Source organism: Pseudomonas sp. GNP014 (assembly GCF_054344005.1).
The window spans coordinates 4,574,779-4,597,355 of record NZ_JBTGUS010000001.1 but is presented as its reverse complement, the minus strand read 5'-3'; the positions used below and the strand labels follow the sequence as shown (position 1 = coordinate 4,597,355).

General features: G+C 62.3%; 14 protein-coding genes and 3 pseudogenes. 1 reads left to right on the top strand and 16 read right to left on the bottom strand.

Features of this window, described 5'->3' with window-relative positions; genetic code table 11:
• A pseudogene (glgB, locus tag ACXX9E_RS20660) lies at positions 1-2,233 on the top strand (1,4-alpha-glucan branching protein GlgB).
• A 64-nt stretch (positions 2,234-2,297) separates the two neighbouring features.
• Here the strand turns inward: glgB and ACXX9E_RS20655 are convergent.
• From ACXX9E_RS20655 to ACXX9E_RS20580, 16 genes and pseudogenes are all read right to left on the bottom strand, one after another.
• Positions 2,298-3,365 carry an autotransporter domain-containing protein gene (locus tag ACXX9E_RS20655; RefSeq protein ID WP_458556079.1) on the bottom strand — a complete coding sequence of 356 codons (1,068 nt, stop codon included), beginning with the start codon at positions 3,363-3,365 and terminating at the stop codon, positions 2,298-2,300.
• 321 nt (positions 3,366-3,686) lie between these two features.
• Entirely contained in the window at positions 3,687-3,980 is a 294-nt protein-coding gene (locus ACXX9E_RS20650) for an autotransporter outer membrane beta-barrel domain-containing protein (protein WP_458556604.1), read from the bottom strand.
• The gene (locus ACXX9E_RS20645) at positions 3,973-4,755 is read right to left on the bottom strand and encodes an endonuclease/exonuclease/phosphatase family protein (protein ID WP_186746840.1); all 783 of its coding nucleotides are present in this window, start codon (positions 4,753-4,755) and stop codon (positions 3,973-3,975) included. Before ACXX9E_RS20645 ends, ACXX9E_RS20650 begins: the two co-directional genes overlap by 8 nt.
• A gap of 147 nt (positions 4,756-4,902) precedes the next feature.
• Positions 4,903-5,661 carry a PIG-L deacetylase family protein gene (locus ACXX9E_RS20640; RefSeq protein ID WP_458556078.1) on the bottom strand — a complete coding sequence of 253 codons (759 nt, stop codon included), beginning with the start codon at positions 5,659-5,661 and terminating at the stop codon, positions 4,903-4,905.
• 183 nt (positions 5,662-5,844) lie between these two features.
• A complete protein-coding gene (locus ACXX9E_RS20635) occupies positions 5,845-6,504 on the bottom strand; it encodes a glycosyltransferase family 2 protein (RefSeq protein WP_128614263.1) in 660 nt (219 codons plus the stop codon).
• Positions 6,501-7,100, bottom strand: a complete 600-nt coding sequence (locus ACXX9E_RS20630; protein WP_422495950.1) for an SAM-dependent methyltransferase — start codon at positions 7,098-7,100, stop codon at positions 6,501-6,503. Before ACXX9E_RS20630 ends, ACXX9E_RS20635 begins: the two co-directional genes overlap by 4 nt.
• On the bottom strand, positions 7,097-7,855 hold the full coding sequence (locus tag ACXX9E_RS20625; RefSeq protein ID WP_458556077.1) for a PIG-L deacetylase family protein: 759 nt from the start codon (positions 7,853-7,855) through the stop codon (positions 7,097-7,099). Before ACXX9E_RS20625 ends, ACXX9E_RS20630 begins: the two co-directional genes overlap by 4 nt.
• A complete protein-coding gene (locus ACXX9E_RS20620; RefSeq protein WP_458556076.1) occupies positions 7,852-8,850 on the bottom strand; it encodes an acyl-CoA dehydrogenase family protein in 999 nt (332 codons plus the stop codon). The genes ACXX9E_RS20625 and ACXX9E_RS20620 overlap by 4 nt, the downstream gene beginning before the upstream one ends.
• 1 nt (position 8,851) lies before the next feature.
• Complete coding sequence (gene glgX / locus ACXX9E_RS20615; RefSeq protein WP_123469053.1) at positions 8,852-11,011, bottom strand: glycogen debranching protein GlgX; 2,160 nt, start codon at positions 11,009-11,011, stop codon at positions 8,852-8,854.
• 309 nt (positions 11,012-11,320) lie between these two features.
• Positions 11,321-11,641, bottom strand: a complete 321-nt coding sequence (locus tag ACXX9E_RS20610) for a DUF2934 domain-containing protein (RefSeq protein WP_458556075.1) — start codon at positions 11,639-11,641, stop codon at positions 11,321-11,323.
• A 27-nt stretch (positions 11,642-11,668) separates the two neighbouring features.
• Positions 11,669-14,437, bottom strand: coding sequence for a malto-oligosyltrehalose synthase (locus tag ACXX9E_RS20605; RefSeq protein WP_458556074.1), 2,769 nt, complete (start codon positions 14,435-14,437; stop codon positions 11,669-11,671).
• Positions 14,434-16,512 (bottom strand): 4-alpha-glucanotransferase, encoded by a 2,079-nt coding sequence (gene malQ, locus ACXX9E_RS20600; protein ID WP_458556073.1) that lies wholly within the window; start codon positions 16,510-16,512, stop codon positions 14,434-14,436. The genes ACXX9E_RS20605 and malQ overlap by 4 nt, the downstream gene beginning before the upstream one ends.
• A pseudogene (gene treZ, locus ACXX9E_RS20595) lies at positions 16,509-18,313 on the bottom strand (malto-oligosyltrehalose trehalohydrolase). Before treZ ends, malQ begins: the two are co-directional and overlap by 4 nt.
• Positions 18,314-18,328: 15 nt before the next feature.
• Positions 18,329-19,912 carry a glycogen synthase GlgA gene (glgA, locus tag ACXX9E_RS20590; RefSeq protein WP_422495943.1) on the bottom strand — a complete coding sequence of 528 codons (1,584 nt, stop codon included), beginning with the start codon at positions 19,910-19,912 and terminating at the stop codon, positions 18,329-18,331.
• Positions 19,913-20,505: 593 nt separating this feature from the next.
• The gene (locus ACXX9E_RS20585) at positions 20,506-21,459 is read right to left on the bottom strand and encodes a D-2-hydroxyacid dehydrogenase family protein (protein WP_458556072.1); all 954 of its coding nucleotides are present in this window, start codon (positions 21,457-21,459) and stop codon (positions 20,506-20,508) included.
• A 13-nt stretch (positions 21,460-21,472) separates the two neighbouring features.
• A pseudogene (locus ACXX9E_RS20580) lies at positions 21,473-22,521 on the bottom strand (alpha/beta fold hydrolase).
• Between the last annotated feature and the right edge of the window lie 56 nt (positions 22,522-22,577).

Here is a 22,577-nt window from a genome sequence, read left to right as displayed (position 1 = left end):
ATGAGTTTCTCGAACAAGGAACAGGGTTCAGCGAAAGAAGCACTGCTGCCGGGGGCGAAAGACATCGACGCCCTGGTACGCGCGGAACATCACGACCCGTTTTCGATTCTTGGCCCCCACGGCGATGGCGCCGCTGGGCAGTTCATTCGCGCCTATTTACCGGGGGCGTTGAGCGTGGTGGTGCTGGACAAGGACTCGGGCGAAGAGCGCGGTCCGTTGCAACAGACTGAAACACCGGGGTTGTTCGTCGGTCACTTTGATCAGGCGCGGCCATACTTGCTGCGCACGCGTTGGGCCGGTGGCGAACAGGTCGCCGAGGACCCTTACAGGCTTTGGCCCGTTGCTCGGTGAAATGGACTTGTATCTGTTCGCCGAGGGCAATCATCGCGACCTCAGTGCCTGCCTCGGCGCGCAACTGAAAACCGTCGATGGCGTCGACGGTGTGCGCTTTGCCGTGTGGGCACCGAATGCCCGGCGGGTGTCGGTGGTCGGCGATTTCAACGTCTGGGACGGGCGCCGGCATCCGATGCGTCTGCGTCATCCGTCCGGGGTCTGGGAGTTGTTCATCCCGCGTCTGCAAGCGGGCGAGTTGTACAAATACGAAATTCTCGGGGCCCATGGGATTCTGCCGCTCAAGGCCGATCCGATGGCGCTGGCCACCAGCCTGCCACCGGACACCGCCTCGAAAGTCGCCGCGCCCCTGCAGGTCGACTGGCAGGACCACGACTGGATGAACGGCCGTGGCGAGCGGCAGAAACATTCGGCACCGCTGTCGATCTACGAGCTGCACGCGGGCTCGTGGCAGTGCGAACTGGATGATCTGGGCGAGGTGGCCCGTCAGTACACCTGGCCGGAACTGGCTGAACGCGTGATTCCGTACGTCAAGGAGCTGGGCTTTACCCACATCGAGCTGATGCCGATCATGGAGCACCCGTTCGGCGGTTCCTGGGGTTATCAGTTGCTGTCGCAATTCGCCCCGAGTGCGCGTTACGGTACACCGGAGCAATTCGCCGAGTTCGTCAACGCCTGCCACCAGGCCGACATCGGTGTGATTCTCGACTGGGTGCCGGCGCATTTCCCCACCGATACTCACGGGCTGGCGCAATTCGACGGCACGGCGTTGTACGAGTATGGCAACCCACTGGAGGGGTTCCATCAGGATTGGGATACGCTGATCTACAACCTCGGGCGCACCGAAGTGCATGGCTACATGCTTGCTTCGGCGCTGCACTGGTTGAAGCATTTCCACATTGATGGCCTGCGCGTCGATGCCGTGGCCTCGATGCTCTATCGCGACTATTCGCGCAAGGCCGGCGAATGGGTGCCGAACCGGCATGGCGGTCGGGAGAATCTGGAAGCCATCGACTTCCTGCGGCATTTGAACGATGTGGTGCATCTGGAAGCGCCGGGGGCCCTGGTGATCGCCGAGGAATCCACCGCATGGCCGGGCGTCAGCCAGAGCACCCAGCAGGGCGGGCTCGGTTTCGCCTACAAATGGAACATGGGCTGGATGCACGATTCGCTGCACTACATTCAGCAGGATCCGGTGTACCGCGCCCATCACCACAATGAATTGAGTTTCGGTCTGGTCTACGCCTGGTCAGAGCGTTTCATCCTGCCGATCTCCCACGACGAAGTGGTGCACGGCAAGCATTCGCTGATCGACAAGATGCCCGGCGACCGCTGGCAGAAATTCGCCAACCTGCGCGCTTATCTGAGCTTCATGTGGACCCATCCGGGCAAGAAACTGCTGTTCATGGGGTGCGAGTTTGGCCAGTGGCGCGAGTGGAACCACGATCAGCAGCTCGACTGGTACCTGCTGCAGTATTCGGAACACAAGGGCGTGCAGAAACTGGTGGGTGACCTCAATCGTCTGTACCGCGAAGAGCCGGCGCTGCACGACCAGGACGACGCACCGCAGGGCTTCCAGTGGTTGATTGGCGACGATGCGATCAACAGCGTCTACGCCTGGCTGCGCTGGAGCAAGGACGGTCAACCGGTGCTGGTGGTGGCCAACTTCACACCGGTGCCGCGTCAGTCGTATCGAGTGGGGGTGCCGTTTGCCGGGCGCTGGAGCGAATTGCTCAACAGCGATGCCGACACCTACGCCGGTTCCAATTATGGCAATGGCGGCGGGGCGTTTACCGAAGAAGTGCCGAGCCATGGCCAGTCATTGTCGCTGGAACTGAATCTGCCGCCGCTAGCGGTGCTGATTCTTAAACCGGGGGCTTGATCCAGGCGCCGAAAAACCTGTGGGAGCAAACGTGCTCCCACAGGCATTTTCGGTGATCTGAAAATCACCAGCGCATGCGCACGCCAAGGCTGCCAATCAGCCCATTCAAATCATTGTCATCCACATCGCTGCTGTAATCTGCGCTCACATACAGACTGACCACCGGTGTCACCCGCGCCACCAGGCCCAGGCCCAGCTCGACGGTTGAAGACTTGCGACTGCTGCTGATTTTGTCGACTTGATCCAGGGTCACCGTGCTGCCCGTGTACACCGTGTGCCACAGGTTGGTGCGCACGTAGGGTTCGACCGGCAGACCGTTCAAATCGTAACTGCCTTTCAGGCGTGCGCCGACGCGGCCGCTCCACGCGGTCAGATCGGTGGATGACGCGTTGCCGGAGCCGGCGTAAGGCGTGTCGAGGGTGATGCGTTGATTGATCAATTGCGCCTGGGGTTCGACCACCCAGTTTTCACTCAAGCCAATTGGAAAACCGCCCTCCACCGAGAAGGTCATCGCGTGGCCGTCGGTGGCCTGGCGTGCGCCTTGTTCATTGCGACTGAAACCGCTGACCCGACCACCGCTGGCCGACAGATCGACATGCCAGCCCAGTGCACCGATCAGGCTGTAATAGGCACCGAGGCTCTGACCTTGCAGGTTGAGGGTGTCACGGGTCGGGTCGGACAGGGCGCGGCTGGTGATCACGCCGTTGCCGTTGGCCTGAATCTCGTTGAAACCACCCATCAGACCGATGGTCTGGGTATGGCTGCCGCTTTGCAGGGTCAGCACCGCCGGGCCTTTGAAATCACCGCTGCCGGGTGTGGCGAAACCCGAAGACAGCACATCGGTTTGCGCCTGACGTGCACTGCGTCCATACAACTCGTCCCACGCTGAGGGTGCGAGGTCTTCGGTGATCAGGCGCGTGCCTTGCAGATCGGGCCGTAGACTGAAGCGTTGCGCATTCGGGGTGATCACGGTCGTGGGCAGGGTTAGCACTTGCGCATCCGCGCGATACCAAGGGGTGGTTTCATCCGCCGCAGGACCGGCCTGCGCCTCCATGGATGAGCACAGCAAGATTGAACTCGACACTGTGCAGAAAGTGATTTTGATCTCGTGTGGGGTGATTGAAGTTTTCATGGAGGTCTACCTTGCGGGCGCATGCGATATCTCGATGTGGCGTCTCTCCTACCCCGAACGAGGGGCGACCGAATGGAGCGGGGCGAACCGTGGCCGCTCGATTTCGCGAGTGCCCGAGGGTCGCCCCGGATAGTGTTTCCGGGGGTAGTAAGGTAGAGATAAGGAGAGTCGCGCCCGTACGTCAAGAAATTGAACGATGAGCGGTAGTGGTAAATCGAGAGTCGCAAGCGTTTGTTTTTCTGCACATAACTAAGTGTTTGTTTGCATGGAGAAACGCGATGAAAGTCCCGGGGTAGAGAGGTTCAATTGCCGACGGAAGGTCTACCAGCTGAGGCGAATACCCACATTGCCGACCACGCCGCGCAGGTCATTGCTGTCAATATTGCTACTGTAATCGGTGCTGGCGTAAACACTGACGGCGCGATCGAGCGTTAACACCACGCCCAGGCCCAAGTCCGCCGTCGAGGACTTCTGCTCGGTGGTGATCACGTCATTGTCGCCAAATGTCACCGAGTCGGTGCCGGAAAAGGCCTGCCACAGATTGGCGCGCACATACGGTTCCACCGGCAGACCGCTGACTTGACGAGTTGTATTGCCGCAAGCGCCATTACAAATGCACTTCTACCGCCAGCGGCAAGTGATCTGAGAGGTGCGTCCACGGCTTGTTGCCGAGGATCTGCGGGGCGTGACTGCTGGCATTGCGCAGGTAGATCCGGTCCAGTCGCAGCAATGGAAATCGTGCCGGGTAGGTCTTGGCCGGGCGCCCGTGATGGCGTTCGAAAGCTTCATGCAGGTAGTCACGCCGGGCGAGGGCGGCGTTGCCCTGCAACTGCCAGTCGTTGAAGTCTCCGGCGATGATGACCGGTGCATCGTCGGGTAACGATTCGAGCAACTGGCAAAGCAGTTGCAGCTGCAATTGGCGGTGGCTTTCCAACAGGCTCAGATGCACGCAGATCGCATGGACTTCGGCATGCCCCGGCACATCCAGCACACAGTGCAGCAGGCCACGGCGTTCGGGACCGGTGATCGACACATCAAGGTTGCGGTATTCGCGGATCGGGTATTTGGACAGTAATGCATTGCCGTGATGACCATCGGGGTAGACGGCGTTACGCCCGTAGGCAAAATCGCTCCACATGCTGTCGGCGAGGAATTCGTATTGCGAGGTTTGTGGCCATTCGTTGTAGCGGTTCGAATGCCGCTCGTGTTCGCCGACCACTTCTTGCAAAAACACCAGATCGGCCGAGGTACTGCGCACCGCCTCGCGTAATTCCGGGAGGATGAAGCGCCGGTTCAGCGCGGTGAAGCCCTTGTGGGTATTGACCGTGAGCACCCGCAGGCGATGAATGACTGGCGCGTCGACCACATGACGCTTGGGATCGCTGGACACGTTCGCTCCTCTGAATTCTGTCTTCCTGTACATGCGACTGATACGGGTGGCTGGCAGTTCCTCCAATTGCTCGCGCAAGCACCTGCAGGCGCAGCCTTCGGCAACGCCTACAGGATATTGGGTCGGGCTGAGAGTTTTTTGCAGGGCTCAGACCAAGACGATTTCGTAGGGCAGGCGCATTCTTTCGAGGATCACTGGCGGCAACATCGGCGCAATGCCGATCGCCGGTTCGCCCTTGAGCTGGCTGGCGTAGGCGTGGGTGGCGTGGCTTTTGCGCGCGACGGTCCAGGTGTCGAGGCGCAGTTTGCGCGCGCGTTCCCAGGGAATCAGTGCATGGTCGCGCTCCGGCCAGTGCCAGGCCCAGACCGGTACGTCGTGGAAGGTCGCACCGGCCAGTTCTGCGGCTCTGGCGGCGGCGTGGCCGACCGCTTCGTGATCGTCGTTGCCATCCCCGCGCCAGGTGCTGAACACGGCATCGCCGGGGCGCAGGTAACGGCCGATGAAGGCCACCAGTTCGTTTTCCTTTTCGCGCAGGGCGTTGTCGGTGAAGCCGCCGCGCACCCATTTCAGGCTGTGCATCGGCAAGCCGAGGCGGCGCAAGGCTTCGACACTTTCCTGTGGGCGGAACACGCTCAGGCGTTTTTCCGACCATTGTCGGGAGCCGGGATGGCTGGCACTGCCGTCGGTGATCGACAGCAATTGCAACGGGTGGCCAAGGCCGGCGAGCAATTGCAGCAGGCCACCGCAGGTGACCACCTCATCGCCGGGGTGCGGGGCAATCACCACCGCACGGGCGCCGGCGGGCACCAGGCTATGGGTATTGATGACGGGAATGTTGTCGAGTTGGGCGGCGCTGTTCCAGATTTGCGCCGAGGGACTGTTTTCGCTGAGGGATAACGGTTTCATGGGTGCGACGTCCTTGTTGTGTCTGGCCCTCAGTCGGTGGCGTGGCCGCAATGGCCCGGCGCGTCCGACCCGTGAAGGCGGATTGTTTGCCATGCGACGCTCCGAACCCTGGATTGCCGCGCAGCAGAGTATTGCCCATGAAGTTAAATTCGTCGCGTCGCAGATTGATCTGATCCGGTTTTTTTATTCCAGGTGTGCCAGATGTCGCAGATAGTCACCAAATCCTCCCCGTGCCCGGCTGTCGAGGCGGGCGCTGGTGCGGACCTGCGGGCGATGGCTCCAGGCGATGTTCGCCCCGGACAGTTCCAGCTCGCGTACCAATTGCACGTCTTCGTCGCAAGCCAGCGGTTTAAAGCCTCCGGCCCAGCGATAGGCGTCGGCGCTGATGCCCAGATTGGCACCATGAATGTGCCGATGGCCGTCGCAGGCCCGGTAATGACGGTGGTAACGAATTTGCGCGGCCTCGTCGAAGGATTCGTCCCAGCGCTCGACCGTCACCGTGCCACACACGGCGTCTGCCCCGAGGCCCAACTGCGCCACCAGCCAGTCATCGGCCACACGACTGTCGGCGTCGGTGCAGGAGATCCAGCGTGCGCCGCGCTCCAGCAACATGTGCGCCCCGGCAGCCCGGGCCTGACCGACATTGCGCGCCTCGATGTGCAGGCTCAGCACCGGGTATTGGCTGACGATGTGCGCCGAGCGGTCGGTGCAACTGTCGAGCACCACCAGCACTTCCACCGGTTCGCCAGCGAGCAGTCCGTGCTTGCTGGCGCGCAGGGCGGCGCTGAGGCTCTCGTCGAGCAGCGCTTCTTCGTTGTGTGCGGGAATCAGAATGCCGATCATCGCAAGCCCTCCAATGCTGCGACCGAGCGCGGTTCGCGGCTCCACAGCTCGAGGATGAAATCCGCTTCCTGATGCAGCACCAGGCGCGGCAGATGCAGGTGTTCGTGGATCAGGTCATGGACCTGCCGGGCGTTCAACGGACAGCCTTCGATGGGCGGGCGCCAGTGGCAGGCCAGCAGTTGTCCGTCGGCCGTCAGGGAATCACTGATCCGCCGGATCACTTCTGTCAGATCGGTACGGTCGAGGTAGTAGCCGATTTCGCTAAATACAATCAGGTCGAATTTTTCTTCCGGCCAGTCGCCGGGCAGACGGTTTTGACGGACTTCGGCATGGTCGAACAGGCTCAATCGGGTACGCGCCAGATTCACCGCCGCGTTCGCAGTGTCGCAACACAACAGACGATCGCAACGCCCGGCCAGCTCGGCGCTCAGCTCGCCATTGGCACAACCCGGCTCGAAGATCGCCCGATAGTGCGGACGTGGCAGCGCGGCGAGGGTGATCGCGCGTTTGCGTTGCTCGTACCAACGTTGGCGAAACGCCCACGGGTCGTCGTTGCCGGCGAACAGGCCGTCGAAATAACGATCGTCGACACTCACAGGAACACCACTTCGAAAGGTTGCAGCAGGCGATCAATCACGTAGGGCGCCAACACCGGAGCCAGGCCGGCGTCGGGGTCGCCCTCCAGTTGACTGGCGAAGGCGTGCACCGCATGGCGTTTGCGCGCCACTTCGGCCGGTGTCAGGAGAATCTTGCGCGCCCGGTTCCACGGCACGCCGGCATCTTCCGGCGCGGCCCAGTGCCAGGTCCACACCGGTAATTCATGACAGGTCGCACCGACACGGCGGGCGGCATCGACGCTGGCGCGGCCGACCGCTTCGTGATCGCTGTGGCCATCTTCGCGCCATGTGGTGAACAGCACATCGTCGGCGCGCAAATGACTTTCAATGAAAGCGCTCAGCGCCTGTTCCTGAGCGGCCACCAAGGTGTCGGTGAAGCCACCACGCAGCCACTTCAGACTGTGCATCGGCAAGCCGAGGCGGCGCAGGGCTTCGGCCGATTCCTGCGGGCGCACCACGCTGAGGCGTTCCACCGGCCAGCGTTGCGAACCGGGATGGCTGGCGCTGCCGTCGGTGACGGAAATCAACTGCATCGAACGGCCCGCCGTGGCGAGCAATTGCAGCAAACCACCGCAACCGAGCACTTCGTCGTCCGGGTGCGGGGCGACGATTACGGCGCGTGCACCGGGCGGCACCAGTTCTTCGACGGTTATGCCCGGCACTTCGGCCAAACGGCGTGAACCCTGCCACTGATGCAGTGACGTGCCCTGGCCGACGATCGGATTGCTTCTCATAGCGACCAGACCTCGTCGGCTTGCCGGGTGACCAATTGACCGAGGGCGGCCAGATCGCGTTCGGCGTGGCTTTGACGCAGAAACACCGGCAGGTCGGCGACCAGACCGGCGAAATGCCGATCCTTGCAAAAAGGCCCGGCCCCGAGCGCACGGCCGACTTCGCGGATCACTGACTCGGCCGACTGCTCGACCACGGCGCGGGCACGGCGGGCGAGCAGTTCGGCGTTGGCTTCGGGCTGCGCGTCGATTTGCAGCGCGCTGAAGCGCAACACATCGGCGGCGGCCTGCAACGCACTGTCGACCGCGCCCAGATGGGCGAGGGCGTGAGGTTCTTCGCGTTGTGCGCAGTGCTGGCGCAGCGACTCGGCAAGCTGCCGCGCGGCACCGTACCAGCACGCGGCAATGCCGATCCCGCCCTGCCAGAAGCCTGGCCGTTGCAGGTAGTCGCCAGGACGGCCGATGGCCTGACCCTCGGCGTCTTCGAACACGACTTCGACGCTGCCGGTGGCACCCATGCCCACGGCGTGCCAGCCCTGATCGGTAATGCGCACCCCGGGTTGATCAAGGGCCACGGCCACCAGTTGCTGCTGATCGTTGCTGTCCCACGCCGTGAGCAAGGCATGGCTGAGCACCGAGGCACCGGAGCACCAGGCCTTGCGTCCGTTGAGCAACCCCATGTGCCCGGCGGGGGTGACCTTGACGCGCGCCTGCGGCGGCTCGGCCGCCCACATCCCCCACGTACTGCCGGGTGTTGGCGTGCCGCCCAGTTGCTCGATGATCGCCTGTGCGTCGGTGTGGCCCTCATAGAGTTTGCACAGCCCCAGATCATGTCCGCCGACCTGGGCCAGGCGCTGAAAGCGTTCCAGCGTGTGCCCGCTGCCCGGTAACGGCAGCCGGTCCAGACCGGCCTCGACCATCGCCCGCAGGCAACTGCCGAGGGCGACGGTGTCGGGATAATCCGGCGGGCGGCGGGCAAGGTAGCGTTGCAGATCCATATCAGTCTTCTTCATCACGTTGCAGTTCGAACAGCAGCAGCGAACGGCCGGTGACCGAATATTCATGCCCGAATTCGAAGCGTTCCTGACCACGGATCGACGGCTGATTGGTGTCGATCATGCAGGTCCAGAAACCGCCGTCAGGCACTTCCGGCAGGGTGAAGTTGACGATGTCGTGGTGCGCGTTGACCACCAGCAGCAGGGTTGCGTCGCCACCCTTGCGGCGAATTCCGGTTTCCTGGGCACGGCCATCGAGCAACATGCCCAGGCAACGGTTATGGGCGTCATGCCAGTGCTCGGTGGTCATTTCGGTCGCATCCGGCGCGAGCCAGGTGACGTCCTTGACGCCGATGTCCTCGTTGTATTCACCGACCAGGAAGCGTCCGCGACGCAGGATCGGATACGCCAGACGCAGTTTGATCAGGCGTTTGACGAATTTCAGCAGGGCCTTGCCGTCTTCGCTCAGGTCCCAGTTGACCCAGCCGATCTCGCTGTCCTGGCAGTAGGCATTGTTGTTGCCGTCCTGCGTACGGGCGAACTCGTCACCGGCGACGATCATCGGCGTGCCTTGCGCCAGCAACAGGGTGGCGAAGAAGTTGCGCATCTGTCGATGGCGCAGCGCGTTGATCTGCGGATCGTCGGTCGGGCCTTCGACGCCGTGGTTCCACGACAGGTTGTTGTTGCTGCCGTCCTGATTGTTCTCGTCGTTGGCCTCGTTGTGCTTGTCGTTGTACGACACCAGATCGTTGAGGGTGAAACCGTCGTGGGCGGTGATGAAGTTCACCGACGAATACGGCCGCCGTCCGCGCTGGTTGAACATTTCGCCGGAGGCGGTCATGCGACTGGCGAAGTCGGCGACCTGGCCGTCGTCACCTTTCCAGAACGCGCGCACGGTGTCGCGGAACTTGTCGTTCCACTCGACCCAGCCCGGCGGGAAATGACCCACCTGATAGCCGCCGGGGCCACAGTCCCACGGTTCGGCGATCATTTTCACCTGACGCAGTACCGGGTCTTGGCGGCAGGCAACGAGGAAGCTGTGACGTTCGTCGAAACCGTCGTGATAACGGCCGAGGATGGTCGCCAGGTCGAAACGGAAACCGTCGACGTGCATCTCGCTGGCCCAGTAGCGCAGCGAGTCGGTGACCATTTGCAGCACGCACGGGTGGCTCAGGTCCAGCGTGTTACCGGTGCCGGAATCGTTGATGTAGAAGCGCTTGTCGTCGGGCATCAGCCGGTAGTACGAGGCGTTGTCGATACCGCGCATCGACAGGGTCGGGCCTTGCTCGTTGCCCTCGGCGGTGTGGTTGTAGACCACGTCGAGGATCACTTCGAGGTTGGCTTCGTGCAGGTGCGCGACCATTTCCTTGAATTCGGCGATCTTGCCGCTGGCAAGGTAACGTGGGTCCGGGGCGAAAAACGCGATGCTGTTGTAGCCCCAGTAGTTGGTCATGCCCTTGTGCAGCAAGTGCTGGTCATTGACGAACGCGTGGATCGGCAACAGTTCGACCGACGACACGCCGAGCTTGCGAATGTGCTCGAGCACGTCATCGACCATCAGACCGGCAAAGGTGCCCCGCACGTTTTCCGGCACCGACGGATGACGCATGCTGATGCCGCGCACGTGGGTTTCGTAAATGATGGTTTTGTCCCACGGCACGCTCACGCGGTGATCGTTGCCCCAGGTGTGCGCCGGGTCGATGACCTTGCACTTGGGCACGAAGGGCGCGCTGTCGCGTTCGTCGAAACTCAGGTCGGCATCGGGGTGGCCGATGGTGTAGCCGAACAGCGCTTCGGACCATTTCAATTCGCCGACCAATTGCTTGGCGTAGGGGTCGATGAGCAATTTGTTGTGGTTGAAGCGATGACCATTGGCCGGGTCATACGGGCCGTACACGCGGTAACCGTAGATCATCCCCGGATGTGCATCGGGCAGATAGCCGTGGTAGATCTCGTCGGTGTATTCCGGCAGCTCGATGCGTTCGATTTCGACTTCGCCGGTATCGTCGAAGATGCACAGTTCGACCTTGGTGGCGTTGGCGGAAAACAGCGCAAAGTTCACCCCCAGGCCATCCCAGGTCGCACCGAGCGGGAAGGGCAGACCTTCACGGATTCTGGACGGCTCGGCGTGCGCGGCGGGCTCGGCTTTCTTTGGACTGGACATGATTGCTCCTGCAAATCGGGTTGGTTCGAATAACTGATCAACTGTGGGAACAGCATCTGTGGCGAGGGGATTTAGCGAAACGTCGCACCGCCCCGATCAGCTGCAAAGCAGTCGCAAAACCAGTGCACGCGGGATGTCTGACACATCACCGTTGCTGTTTTGGGACCGCTGCGCGACTCATCGGGGACAAATCCCGTCGCCACAGGTTTCTCTCCCTGACAGGGGTATTTGAGGTTTCTTGAGGACGAGTTGGCCCTCGGTGGCGAGCGAACTCGCCACACGGTCGTTCAATTCAATAATCCGGGTGTGTCAGTTGGCCGGGGGCTTGCGTGGGGTCCGGGGCTTTTTCTCGGCGGCTTTTTCACCCGGCGGCACGACCTTGGCGGCGCTGGCCGGCTTGGCTTTAGCTGCCGCTGGTGTCTTGGGCTTGGCCGCCGGGGCCTTGGTGTCAACGCCTTTGCCGGCGGTTTTGCTGCTGGCGGCTTTCGGCGATTTCTTCGGCGCCAAAGCCTCGGCTTCAGCCAGCTTGCGTGCCATCTCCCAGTGGCGTGCTTCGTGACCTTCAGGTTTACCCTCTGATTCCCAGATCTGATAGGCGAACTCGCGGATGCGTTTATCGTCGGTACTCATCGCAATGCTCCTGAACTGAACTCGTCGTTACGTTAAGTGTTGGATAAAGAGATTGACCGGGACATCCCCCAGCGCTTCGCTGACATTCAGCTCCCTGTTTTTTGTGACTGCGGCGCTTTGAAAAAGTCCCTTCAGGTTTGTGTCGGAGGCGGCGAACGGTAAAACAACCCGCGTATCGCCCCAGCGCAGCGCATTGACCTGAGGGATAGCACCGTTTTCCAGCAGCGCCGCGCAGCGCACCGGGACGATCACGATGGCGTACGTCCCTTGGTGTTCACGGGCAAACGCCAGCACGTTGTGCGCCTGACTGCCGAGCACCTCCAGCGCCTGATAACGACCCCGGCGAAACAGCTCGGCATGCTCGGCACGAAGATTGAGCACCTCGGCGATCAACGCCTGCTTGATGCGCCCGTCACGCCAATTCGACAGCATTTGCTCAACCGGTGCAGGTGCCTGCAACGCCTGCGCCCGCGCGGCGTAATCCACCGGCCGACGGTTGTCCGGATCGACCAGGCTGAAGTCCCAGAACTCGTTGCCCTGATACAGATCCGGCACCCCCGGCACGGTCATGCGCAGCAAGGTTTGCGCCAGACTGTTGAGCGCGCCGGCCGCAGCGATGTTGTTGACGGTCTTGATCAGCGCCGCACGCAACAGCTCTCCTTCATCCCCCGTCAGCAGTTTTTCGGTGAAGGACCGGGCGGCGTGCTCATAGCTTTCGTTCGGTGCGCTCCAGCTGCTTTGCAGCTTGGCCTCGCGCAAGGCTTTCTGTTGCCATTGCCAGATGCGTTTGGCGTAGTCGGCGAAACCCGCCTGATCGCCTTCGCGCAGTTCCAGCGGCCAACTGCCGAGCAACGCTTGGTAGAGGATCAGTTCATCGCCGGTCGAGGGCTGTTGATCGTCGCTGCGCACCGGCCGGGCGAGGGCGCGCCACAGCTCGATCTGCTCGGCGTACCAATGGCTGCGTTCGCTGAGCACGGCGAGCCGTGCGCGGGTGTCTTCACCACGTTTGTGATCGTGGGTGGCGGTGGCCAGCAGGTTGTCGGGGAATTCGGCGAAGCGTTGCTGATTGACCGCGTGGAAATCGCTGAGCGGTGCACTGAACTGCTCGGTGTTGTAGCCGACGTCATTGCGCGACAGCAGCACCGCCGAGCGGTACAGCGCGGTGTCTTCCACGGCTTTGGCCGCCGCCGGCGAGGTCAATTGCTGGAAGCGTACGCACGCATGCTTGAGAATCTTGCGCGAGCGCCCGCGGGGTTTGCGCCGCCACGGCGTGCCACCGAGCCATGCGGCCACACAGTCGAGCACCGGCCAGTCGCCTTCGCCGAGGGTCTGCCGGGCACCGTCCATGGCCTGCTGGAAAAACACCTCATCCTGCGCGGAGCGGCCCATAGCGCCAATGTAAGTGCGGTACACCGGAAAGTGCACGATCAACGCCTGCAACACCCGGCGGATCGCGCCGAGGGTCAGGTCACGCGTCATCAGGTCATCGCGGGCCACCTGCAGCAGGGCCTGGGCAACGCTTTCAAAGTCACTGGCCAGCGAGCCGTTGAGGATCTGCTGGCGCGCCAGTTGCGCTTCTTCGATAAACGCGGCGGGGCGTTCGGTGCGCCGTTGCCACAACTCACCGAGGACGTGTTCGCCGTCCGGATCGTGTTGCAGCAGCGACAACTGGTTCATGAACTCGTAACCGGTGGTGCCGTTCACGGCCCAGTCACGGTGTAGGGTTTCGCCGGCACCGAGGATCTTCTCGACGTAGATCGGCAGATGCCGGCCCGGCGCGAGCAGGTCGAGGCGCCGGCGCAGCTTGCGGCAATAACCCCGGGGATCGGCGAGGCCGTCGATGTGGTCGATGCGTAAACCGTCGATCAGGCCTTCGCCGATCAACTGGAAAATCTTGCCGTGGGTGGCGTCGAACACCGCCGGACGTTCGACGCGCAGACCGCCGAGTTCATTGATGTCGAAAAAGCGCCGCCAGTTGATGTCATCGGCAGCGGTGCGCCAACTGGCGAGCCGATAGCTTTGTCGTTCGAGCAATTGATGCAGCCTTTGGAAGCCCGCTTCAGTGGTCGAGTCGTAAGCCTTGAGGTTGTCGTGAATCGCTGCAAGGATCGACGGCTCAGTCGCCAGTTCTCGCAGCTCGTCTTTCAACGGCATGGCCAGCGCATGGGCGTCGCTTTGGTAACTGAGGGTACTGAACCGCTCGGCCAGAGACCTCAGGGCTTGCGGCGACTTGAGCAGCTCGGCGTAATCGCTCGGGCAGATCGGGAAGTGATGATCATAGTGTTCGACGTAAAAGCTGCCGCGCTGCGGATTGAACAACAGTTTCAGCGTGCCTTCCTGCAGGGCGACGCCGTAGTCGCTGCCAAGAAACGGCAGCAGCAGCTGGCCTTCCATGAGCGGGTCCGGCGAATGCCACTGGATGTCGAAGAACTCGCCGTAAGGGCTCAAGCGTCCCCATTCGAGCAAGTCCAGCCACCACGGATTGTCGCTGCCGCCAACGGCCATGTGGTTGGAGACGATGTCGAGGATCAGCCCCATGTTGTGTTCGCGCAGGGTGCTGACCAGACGCCGCAGCGCCGGTTCGCCGCCGAGTTCCGGATTGACCTGGGTCGGGTCGACCACGTCGTAGCCGTGCATTGAACCGGCCCGGGCCGCGAGCAGGGGCGAGGCGTAAATGTGGCTGATGCCGAGGCGGGCGAAATACGGCACCAGCGGCACCGCTTGCTCCAGGGTAAAGCCTTTATGAAATTGCAGGCGCAGGGTTGCGCGCAATGGCTGGATTTGCGTCGGGCTCATTGGTCACGCTCGGCGGCCTGGAGACGCGCGCAGGCCAGCAGTTCCAGGCGTCGTGCGGCGTCGGCAGCGTCAAGTAACGCTTCGCTGGTGGCGGGCAGACGCCGCGCCCAGTTCGGGTGGGTGTCGATCGTCCCAGGCAGGTTGGCCTGTTCATTGATGCCCAGTGCATCTTCGAGGGGCAACAACACCAGGGGCGCGCGGGTGTGGCCGAGGAAGCGCACGCTGGCATCGACCACTTGATCGGCTTCGTGGGATTCCTCGCGGAAGTTCTGCGGGTCCTGGCTCAACGCATTGCGCAAACCTTCACGCTCGCGCTGGCGGTGATGACGCCATTCGATTTCGCCGTTGGCATCGACGAAACCCAGCCGTGCGTTCCAGTCGATGTCGCGGCCATGCCACCAGCCATTGAGTGTCGGCAGGTCGTGGGTGCTGGTGGTGGCCAGCGCATTGTCCGGCCAGTCGAGAATCGGTTTGAAGTAGGTGTTGTCCTGTTCGAACAGCAACACACGCATGCCGAGCATCGAGCGTGCGCTGAGTTTTTCGCGCAGACCGTCGGGCACGGTGCCGAGGTCTTCGCCGAGGACGATGGCCTGATGGCGATGGGATTCGAGGCTCAGCAGGCGCAGCAGATCGTCCACCGGGTAATACAGGTAGGCGCCGTCGGCAGGCGCTGCGCCGTTGGGGATCACCCACAGGCGTTGCAGGCCCATCACATGGTCGATGCGCAGGCCGCCGGCGTGGGCGAAATTGGCCCGCAGCATGTCGATGAACGCACGGAAACCATTGCGGATCAGCCCTTCGGGCGAGAACGCGGAAATCCCCCAGCCCTGTCCGGAGCGGTTGAGAATGTCTGGCGGCGCGCCCACGGTGAGCGAGGCGAGCAGTTCATCCTGAAAGCTCCAGGCCTGACTGCCGGCGCCGTCGGCACCGACCGCCAGATCGGCAATCAGGCCAATGCTCATGCCAGCACTGCGCGCTGCGGTTTGGGCGCGTTCGAGGCAGCGGTGGATCAGCCATTGGCAGAACGCGAAGTAGCCGATGCGCTCGGCGTATTCTTCGGCAAACGCTTCCAGCGCGGCGCCGCGCGGGTCGTGCCAGTGCTCCGGCCATTGCCGCCAGTCGAGGCTCTCACCACGGGCGGCGCGCATTTCCTGAATGGCTTCGAAGCGGCAGTGGTTTTCCAGCGCTTCGCCACCGGCATGACGGAAGCTGGCGAAGTCCGGGTGCAACGGGTGATCACCGGCGATGAAACCGTCGTACAACGCTTGCAGCAGCTTATGCTTGGCCTCGGCGGCGCTCGGCCAGTCGATCAGTTTCAGGTCTTCGAGGTGCGCGAACTGCTCCGCCAGACCTGCAGCGTCAATCGCATCGCGCAGCGCCCGTTCGCCGAGAATCGCCCCCGGTGCGGCATACAGCGAATTGAGGAACAAGCGACTGGACGGCGAATAGGGACTGTAGCGGCCAGTGTCGGCGCTGAACATCGCATGCAGCGGACTGATCGCCAGGGCGTCGGCACCGCGTTCGCCGGCCACCCGCGCCAGCTCTTCCAGGGCCTGGGTGTCGCCGAAGCCGCCATCGCCGGGCCGGCGCAGCGAATACAGCTGCACGCTCAGGCCCCAGGCACGGGGGATCGGGTTTCCCAGCGCATCGCCGACGCTGTAGCAGCGCTCCGGCGCCACCGCCAAGGTGAAGAATTGATCGTCGATGTGCACTCGCTGATAACCGACCGGAATCAGCCCGGGCAAAATCGCTTCGCCATCGAGTTTGAGGGTCAGCCGGGAACCGTCCTCGAGGTGAATTTCACACGGGGTGTGGGGCGCGAAATAGCGCGCCAGATCAAGCCCGACACCGACGTCGCTGGTCAGCAGCGGCGGCAGGTGGCGGTCTTGCTGCACTTGTTGCAGCTCCAGCAGGCTGGCGTCGATTTCCTGCGCGGTGCTGGCCGGGTGGCCCAGGCCGATCAGGACATTGCGCAGCACCGCCGGGGCGACTTTTTGCGGGCGTCCGTTGGCGTCGATCCAGTCGACGGCGAGGCCGGCCCGGCTGGCCAGAATTTCCAGTTGCGCATCGCTCATAGGCGCTCTCCATCCAGAGGTTGCAAAGGGGTTGCGGCCGTGAGGCTGACAAGCGCGCAATACGCGGGCAACAGGCCCGGATCCGACAGGGCGACGGCGGGTGGTTGCTGAAACAGCCACACGGTGTCGCTCTGTGCAGGGTTGACCACTGGCGTATCGCTGAGGTTCAGGTCAATTCGTAGCTCGCTGCCATTGCCCAGGCGCCAGCGCGCACTGACCGCTGCGTGACCGAGTATGTGCGCGCCAAGCGCCTGGGTGCCGGACAGGTTCGGGATGATGTATTGATGGCGCAATTGCAGCAGTTGGCGGTACAGCGCCAGGGTTTGCTGTTGCAGTGCGGTGCCACTGCCGATCAGCCGTGGCTGCGACGCGTGGAAGGTCTGTTCGGCGTTGGGGTCGGGGATCCGTTCACGCTGATGGGGATCGGTAAACGCGCTGAAGGCGGCGAACTCATTGCGCCGGCCCTCGCGCACCAGATCTGCCAGCTCACCGTGATGGCTGGTGAAAAACAGGAACGGTTGCTCGGCGGCAAACTCGTCGCCCATGAACATCAGCGGAATCATCGGTGACAGCAGCAACAGCACGGTAGCGGCTTGTACCGCACGCGGATCGGCCAGTTGATGCAGACGCTCGCCAAAGGCGCGGTTGCCGATCTGGTCGTGGTTCTGCAGGAACAACACGAATGCCGTGGAGGGCAGGTGTTCGCTGGGCTCGCCTCGGGGTTCGCCGTGACGGGTGATGTGGCCCTGAAAGACAAAGCCCTGACTCAGGCAGCGGGCCAGTTGCTCGGTGGGTTGCAGCGCGTAGTCGGCGTAATAGGCGTCGGTCTCGCCGGTCAGCAGCACGTGCAGGGCGTTATGGCCGTCGTCGTTCCATTGGGCGTCGTAGTCGTATTCGAGCAGGCTGGACTGGTTGAGCTCGTTTTCCACGGTCAGCCAGACATGCCGCGTCGAGTCGATCTGTTGGCGGATACTCCGGGCCATCTCACTGAGAAAGTCCGGGTCTTCGATGGCATGCACGGCGTCCAGGCGCAAGCCGTCGAAACGGTATTCGAGGAGCCACATCAGCGCGTTTTCGATAAAGAAGTCACGCACTTCGTTGCGTCGAAAGTCGATCGCCGCCCCCCACGGGGTGTGCTTGTCCTCGCGGAAGAAGCCCTTGGCGTAGCGGTGCAGGTAATTGCCATCGGGGCCGAAGTGGTTGTAGACCACATCAAGAATCACCGCCAGACCGTGGCCGTGGGCGCTGTCGAATCAAATGCTTGAGTTGTTCCGGACTGCCGTAGGAGGCTTGCGGCGCGTAGGGCAGAACGCCGTCGTAACCCCCAGTTGCGATCACCGGGAAACTGCGCCAGCGGCATCAGTTCGATGGCGGTGATGCCCAGGGCGGCGAGGCGAGCCAGATGCTGCTCGACTTCGGCAAAGCCACCCAGCGCACCGACGTGCAACTCGTAAATCACCGCTTCACTCCACGGCCGACCCTGCCAGTCACCGTGTCGCCATGCGTACGCCAGCGGGTCGACCACCACACTGTGGCGGTGAATATCGCCATCCTGCGCCCTGGAGGCCGGGTCGGGCACCTCCAGTTCGCCATCAATGTTGTAGCGGTATCGGGTGCCCGCCGGACAACGGGCCTTGATCACGAACCAGCCGTCTGCCTGTGGCAGCATCGGCAGGGATTGTCCGTTGTCCAGTTCGACACTGACGTAAAACGCATCCGGGGCCCACAGCGCAAATTGCGTGTGTTCGGCATCCTGCATGATCGCGCCGTGGGGCCAGGTTTCAGGGGACCGTAACGGCATTGTCAACGCTTCCTTTTATTTGTGGTGGGCTTTACCCAGCGCCTTGGCGACCAGTTGCTCATACAGTTCGGCGTAGGGTTCAACCGCCTTGCACCAGTTGAACGGCGCGGCCATGGCCCGGCAACGCATGGCATTGAGCAGTTCCGGGAAGGCAAACACCTTGAAGGCGCGGCTCAGGGCTTCGCGATAGCTGTCGGCGGTGGACTCGTCGAAAAGGAAACCGGTCACGCCGTTTTCAATGGTGTCGGCCAGGCCACCGGTATTGCGCGCCACCGGCAGTGAGCCGAAGCGCTGCGCATACATCTGGCTCAGGCCGCAGGGCTCGTAACGCGAAGGCATCAGCAGGAAATCGCTGCCGGCAAACATGCGACGGGCGTCGGTTTCATTGAAGCCGATACGCACGCCGATCTGGCCGGGGAAACGCAGCGCCAGTTCGCGCATGGCTTGCTCTTCTTCCGGTTCGCCACGGCCGATGATGGCGATCTGGCCACCTTGCTGGACGATGTATTCGGACACCGCTTCGGTCAGGTCCAGACCTTTCTGATAGACCAGACGCGAGACCACGGCGAACAGCGGGCCGGTGGAGTCGTTCAGGCCGAACAACGCACGCACATGCGCGGCGTTGACAGCCTTGCCTTCCCAGTCGCCGATGGCGAACGGCGCGAACAGGTGCGGATCAGTGGCCGCATCCCAGCTCTCGTCAATGCCATTGGGGATGCCGCTGAGCAAACCTTGCTGGGTCTTGGCGGCGAGGAAGCCGTCGAGGCCGCAGCCGAAGTCCGGGGTGGTGATTTCCTGCGCATAGGTGGCGCTGACCGTGGTGATGTGGCTCGAATACGCCATGCCGGCCTTGAGGAACGACATCTTGCCGTAAAACTCCATGCCTTCCTGTTGCAGGGCATGGGTGGGGATACCGAGTTCCGGGCAGGATCCGAGGCTGGTCACGCCTTGATACGCGAGGTTGTGAATGGTGAACAGCGTCGGCGTGCGCTGCCCGCGCCAGTGCATATAAGCAGGCGCCAGACCGGCGGGCCAGTCATGGGCGTGCACCAGATCCGGGCACCAGTGGATTTGTGCGAGGTTGGCAGCGATGTCGGCAGCGGCCAGACCCAGACGGGCGAAGCGAATGTGGTTGTCCGGCCAGTCGCGACCGTTATTGGCTCCGTACGGCGAGCCTTCGCGCTCGTAGAGTTCGGGGCAGATCAGAACGTAAATCACCAGCCCGTCAGGCATGTCCATGCGGCCGATCTTGCACGGGGGTAGCGCGGCATGCCCGCCGAGTTCGCCGATGATGTGGATCGGGTTTTCGCTGTGCATCACTTGCGGGTAACCGGGGATCAGCACGCGCACGTCGTGCAGGTGCGCCATGGCGCGGGGCAGGGCGGCAGAGACGTCACCCAGACCGCCGGTTTTCACCAGGTCGGCGATTTCCGAGGTTACGAACAACACTTTCTTCTTGTTGGGATTCTGGCTCGCTAACGGAGTCAGTGTCTTGGTGCCGGGGACGTTGATCGTTCGGCTGCCGGGAACGCTGACAGTGCTCGCTTCACCAATTGACTGAGCACGCTCTCCCTGAATATCCAATGCCGCACTGATCATATGACTCTCCCGTCTTGTTGATCTGATTCTTGTCTTGAACAAGTGATGTCCATGACCACGTCCTGTGGCTGGGCGCAAACGCGCCACGCATCGGTGAGCAAAGCTACCCAACACGCGCAAGCAGAATGGGTGACGAGGCCATTGCAAGGAATGAACCAGCCGTGTTCGCCCTGCCTTTCAGATGACCTGCCGCCTTCAGCAAAAGTTTCGATTATTTTGCTGTGATGTGACCGGCCGGTCTGGCCCCGCGAAAACCAGTCTAGGCCAGATCCTAGAGCGGGCCAGAGCAAATGGGTAAATTGTTCGACAATCGGTTTGCCGCGAACGGTAACCCTCGTTTAAGAGGGCAAACGCACCGACGAAGTGCAGTTTTTTTTGCAGGCAAGAGCCAAAACGGTGACTGGGTGGTCACGATTATGTGCTAGCGGGAAAGGCGGGCGCACTGTTGTGGTGCGTGCATTTTGTTGATGGGGTGGTTGTTCTGGCCCCATCGCGAGCAGGCTCCGTCCCTACAAGAAAAGGTATTTCAAATGTAGGAGAGAGCCTGCTTGTGATGGCGATGGCCAGCTCACAACAGGACCAACAGATCAGACTCAGTTCAACAGGCGAATCGGCTTGCCCGCCGCCCACGCTTGAATGTCCTCGATCATCTGCGAAAAGAACTGTTCATAGTTTTGCCGACTGACATAACCCACATGGGGCGTCGCCAGCACATTGTCCAGTGTGCGAAACGGGTGCAGGGCCGGCAGTGGCTCCTCATCGAACACGTCCAGCGCCGCCCCGGCGATGCGTTGTTTTTGCAGCGCCTTGATCAGTGCCGCTTCATCGACGATCGGCCCGCGTGCCGTATTGACCAGCAGCGCCGTCGGCTTCATCCGGTCCAGCGCCTGGGCATCGACCAGCCCGCGACTGCGTTCACTGAGCACCAGATGCACCGACAACACGTCGGCCTGCTCGAACAGTGCCTGCTTGCTCACATACGTTACGCCGGCCTGCTGTGCGCGCTCAGCTGTGAGGTTCTCGCTCCACGCGATTACCCGCATGCCAAACACCTGGCCAAATTGCGCCACGCGCTGGCCGATGCTGCCCAGGCCAAGAATACCGAGGGTCTTGCCGTGCAGGTCGCCACCCAGACCCTGCTGCCAGTGGCCGGCGCGCAGGGAATTGGCTTCCTTCAGCAGATTGCGCGTGGCGGCCATGATCAAGGCCCAGGTCAGTTCCGGCGCCGCGTGTTTGTAGCTGTCGGTGCCGCAGACGCGGATTCCCCGTTTGGCCGCCGCCGGCATGTCCAGCGCGGCATTGCGCATACCACCGGTCACCAGCAGTTCGAGGTGGGGCAGACGGTCGAGCAGGTCTTCGTCGAAGCGCGTCCGCTCGCGCATCACGCAGATCACCTGGTACTTGCCCAGACGCTCGGCGAGTGTGGCATTGTCCGCCGGGTAGTCATGCTCGAACGTCACCTCACCCACGCTTTCGAGTACCGACCAGTCAACCACGTCGCGGGCGACGTCCTGCCAGTCATCGATCACTGCAATCTGCACCGCCATCAGCCTTACCTCATCAACGAACGGGATTGGTTGTATTCAGCCAGCCGAGCAGGGCTTTGTGGAATTGCGCCGGCTCTTCCATTTGTGGCGCATGGCCCATGCCGGGAAATTCCACCAGGGTCGACTGCGGAATCAGTCGAGCCACGTGTTTGCCGAGCACGTCATAGTGACCGATCTTCGCTTTGACCTCCGGTGACGCAAGGTCCTTGCCGATGGCCGTGGTATCCGAGGTGCCGATCAGCAACAGGGTCGGCATCTTCAAGTCCTTGAATTCGTAATACACCGGCTGGGTAAAAATCATGTCGTAGATCAGCGCTGAGTTCCAGGCGACTTGCGTCTTGCCCGGTCCTTTGCTCAGGCCGGCGAGCATATCCACCCAGCGGTCGAACTCGGGTTTCCAGCGGCCATCGTAATATGTCGTGCGCTCGTATTCACGGATGCCCTGGGCGCTGACCTTCAGTTCGCGCTGATACCACTGATCCACGGTGCGATAAGGCACACCGAGGGCTTTCCAGTCTTCCAGGCCGATCGGATTGACCAGCGCCAGTTGCTCGACCTGCTCAGGGAACAACAAGGCATAACGGGTGGCAAGCATGCCGCCGGTGGAGTGGCCGAGCAGGGTGGCTTTCTGGATGCCCAAGGCTTTGAGCAACTGCTGGGTGTTGGTTGCCAGTTGCTGGAAGCTGTATTGATAGTGGTCCGGTTTGCTGGAGGTGCAGAAGCCGATCTGGTCCGGGGCGATGACCCGATAACCAGCCTCGCTCAAGGCCTTGATCGAACTGTCCCAGGTGGCGGCGCAGAAGTTCTTGCCGTGCATCAGCACCACGGTGCGACCATTGGCCTTGCCGTGGGCGGCGACGTCCATGTATCCCATTTGCAGGGATTTGCCTTGGGACTGAAAGGCGAAGTGTTTAAGCGTGTAAGGGTATTCGAAAAGCCTTGCAGCTCCGGGCCGTAGGCCGGGCCTTCGACGGGCGCGGCCTCAGGGGCGGCGTGCGCGAGCAAAGGCATCGCGGCGCAGAGGAACAGGCCGGGCAGCCAGCGGGAAAGCGTGACGGACATAAGGGCAAACTCCATGAAAATCGGCCGATGCTGGAACGGCGGGATTAGGGCGACGT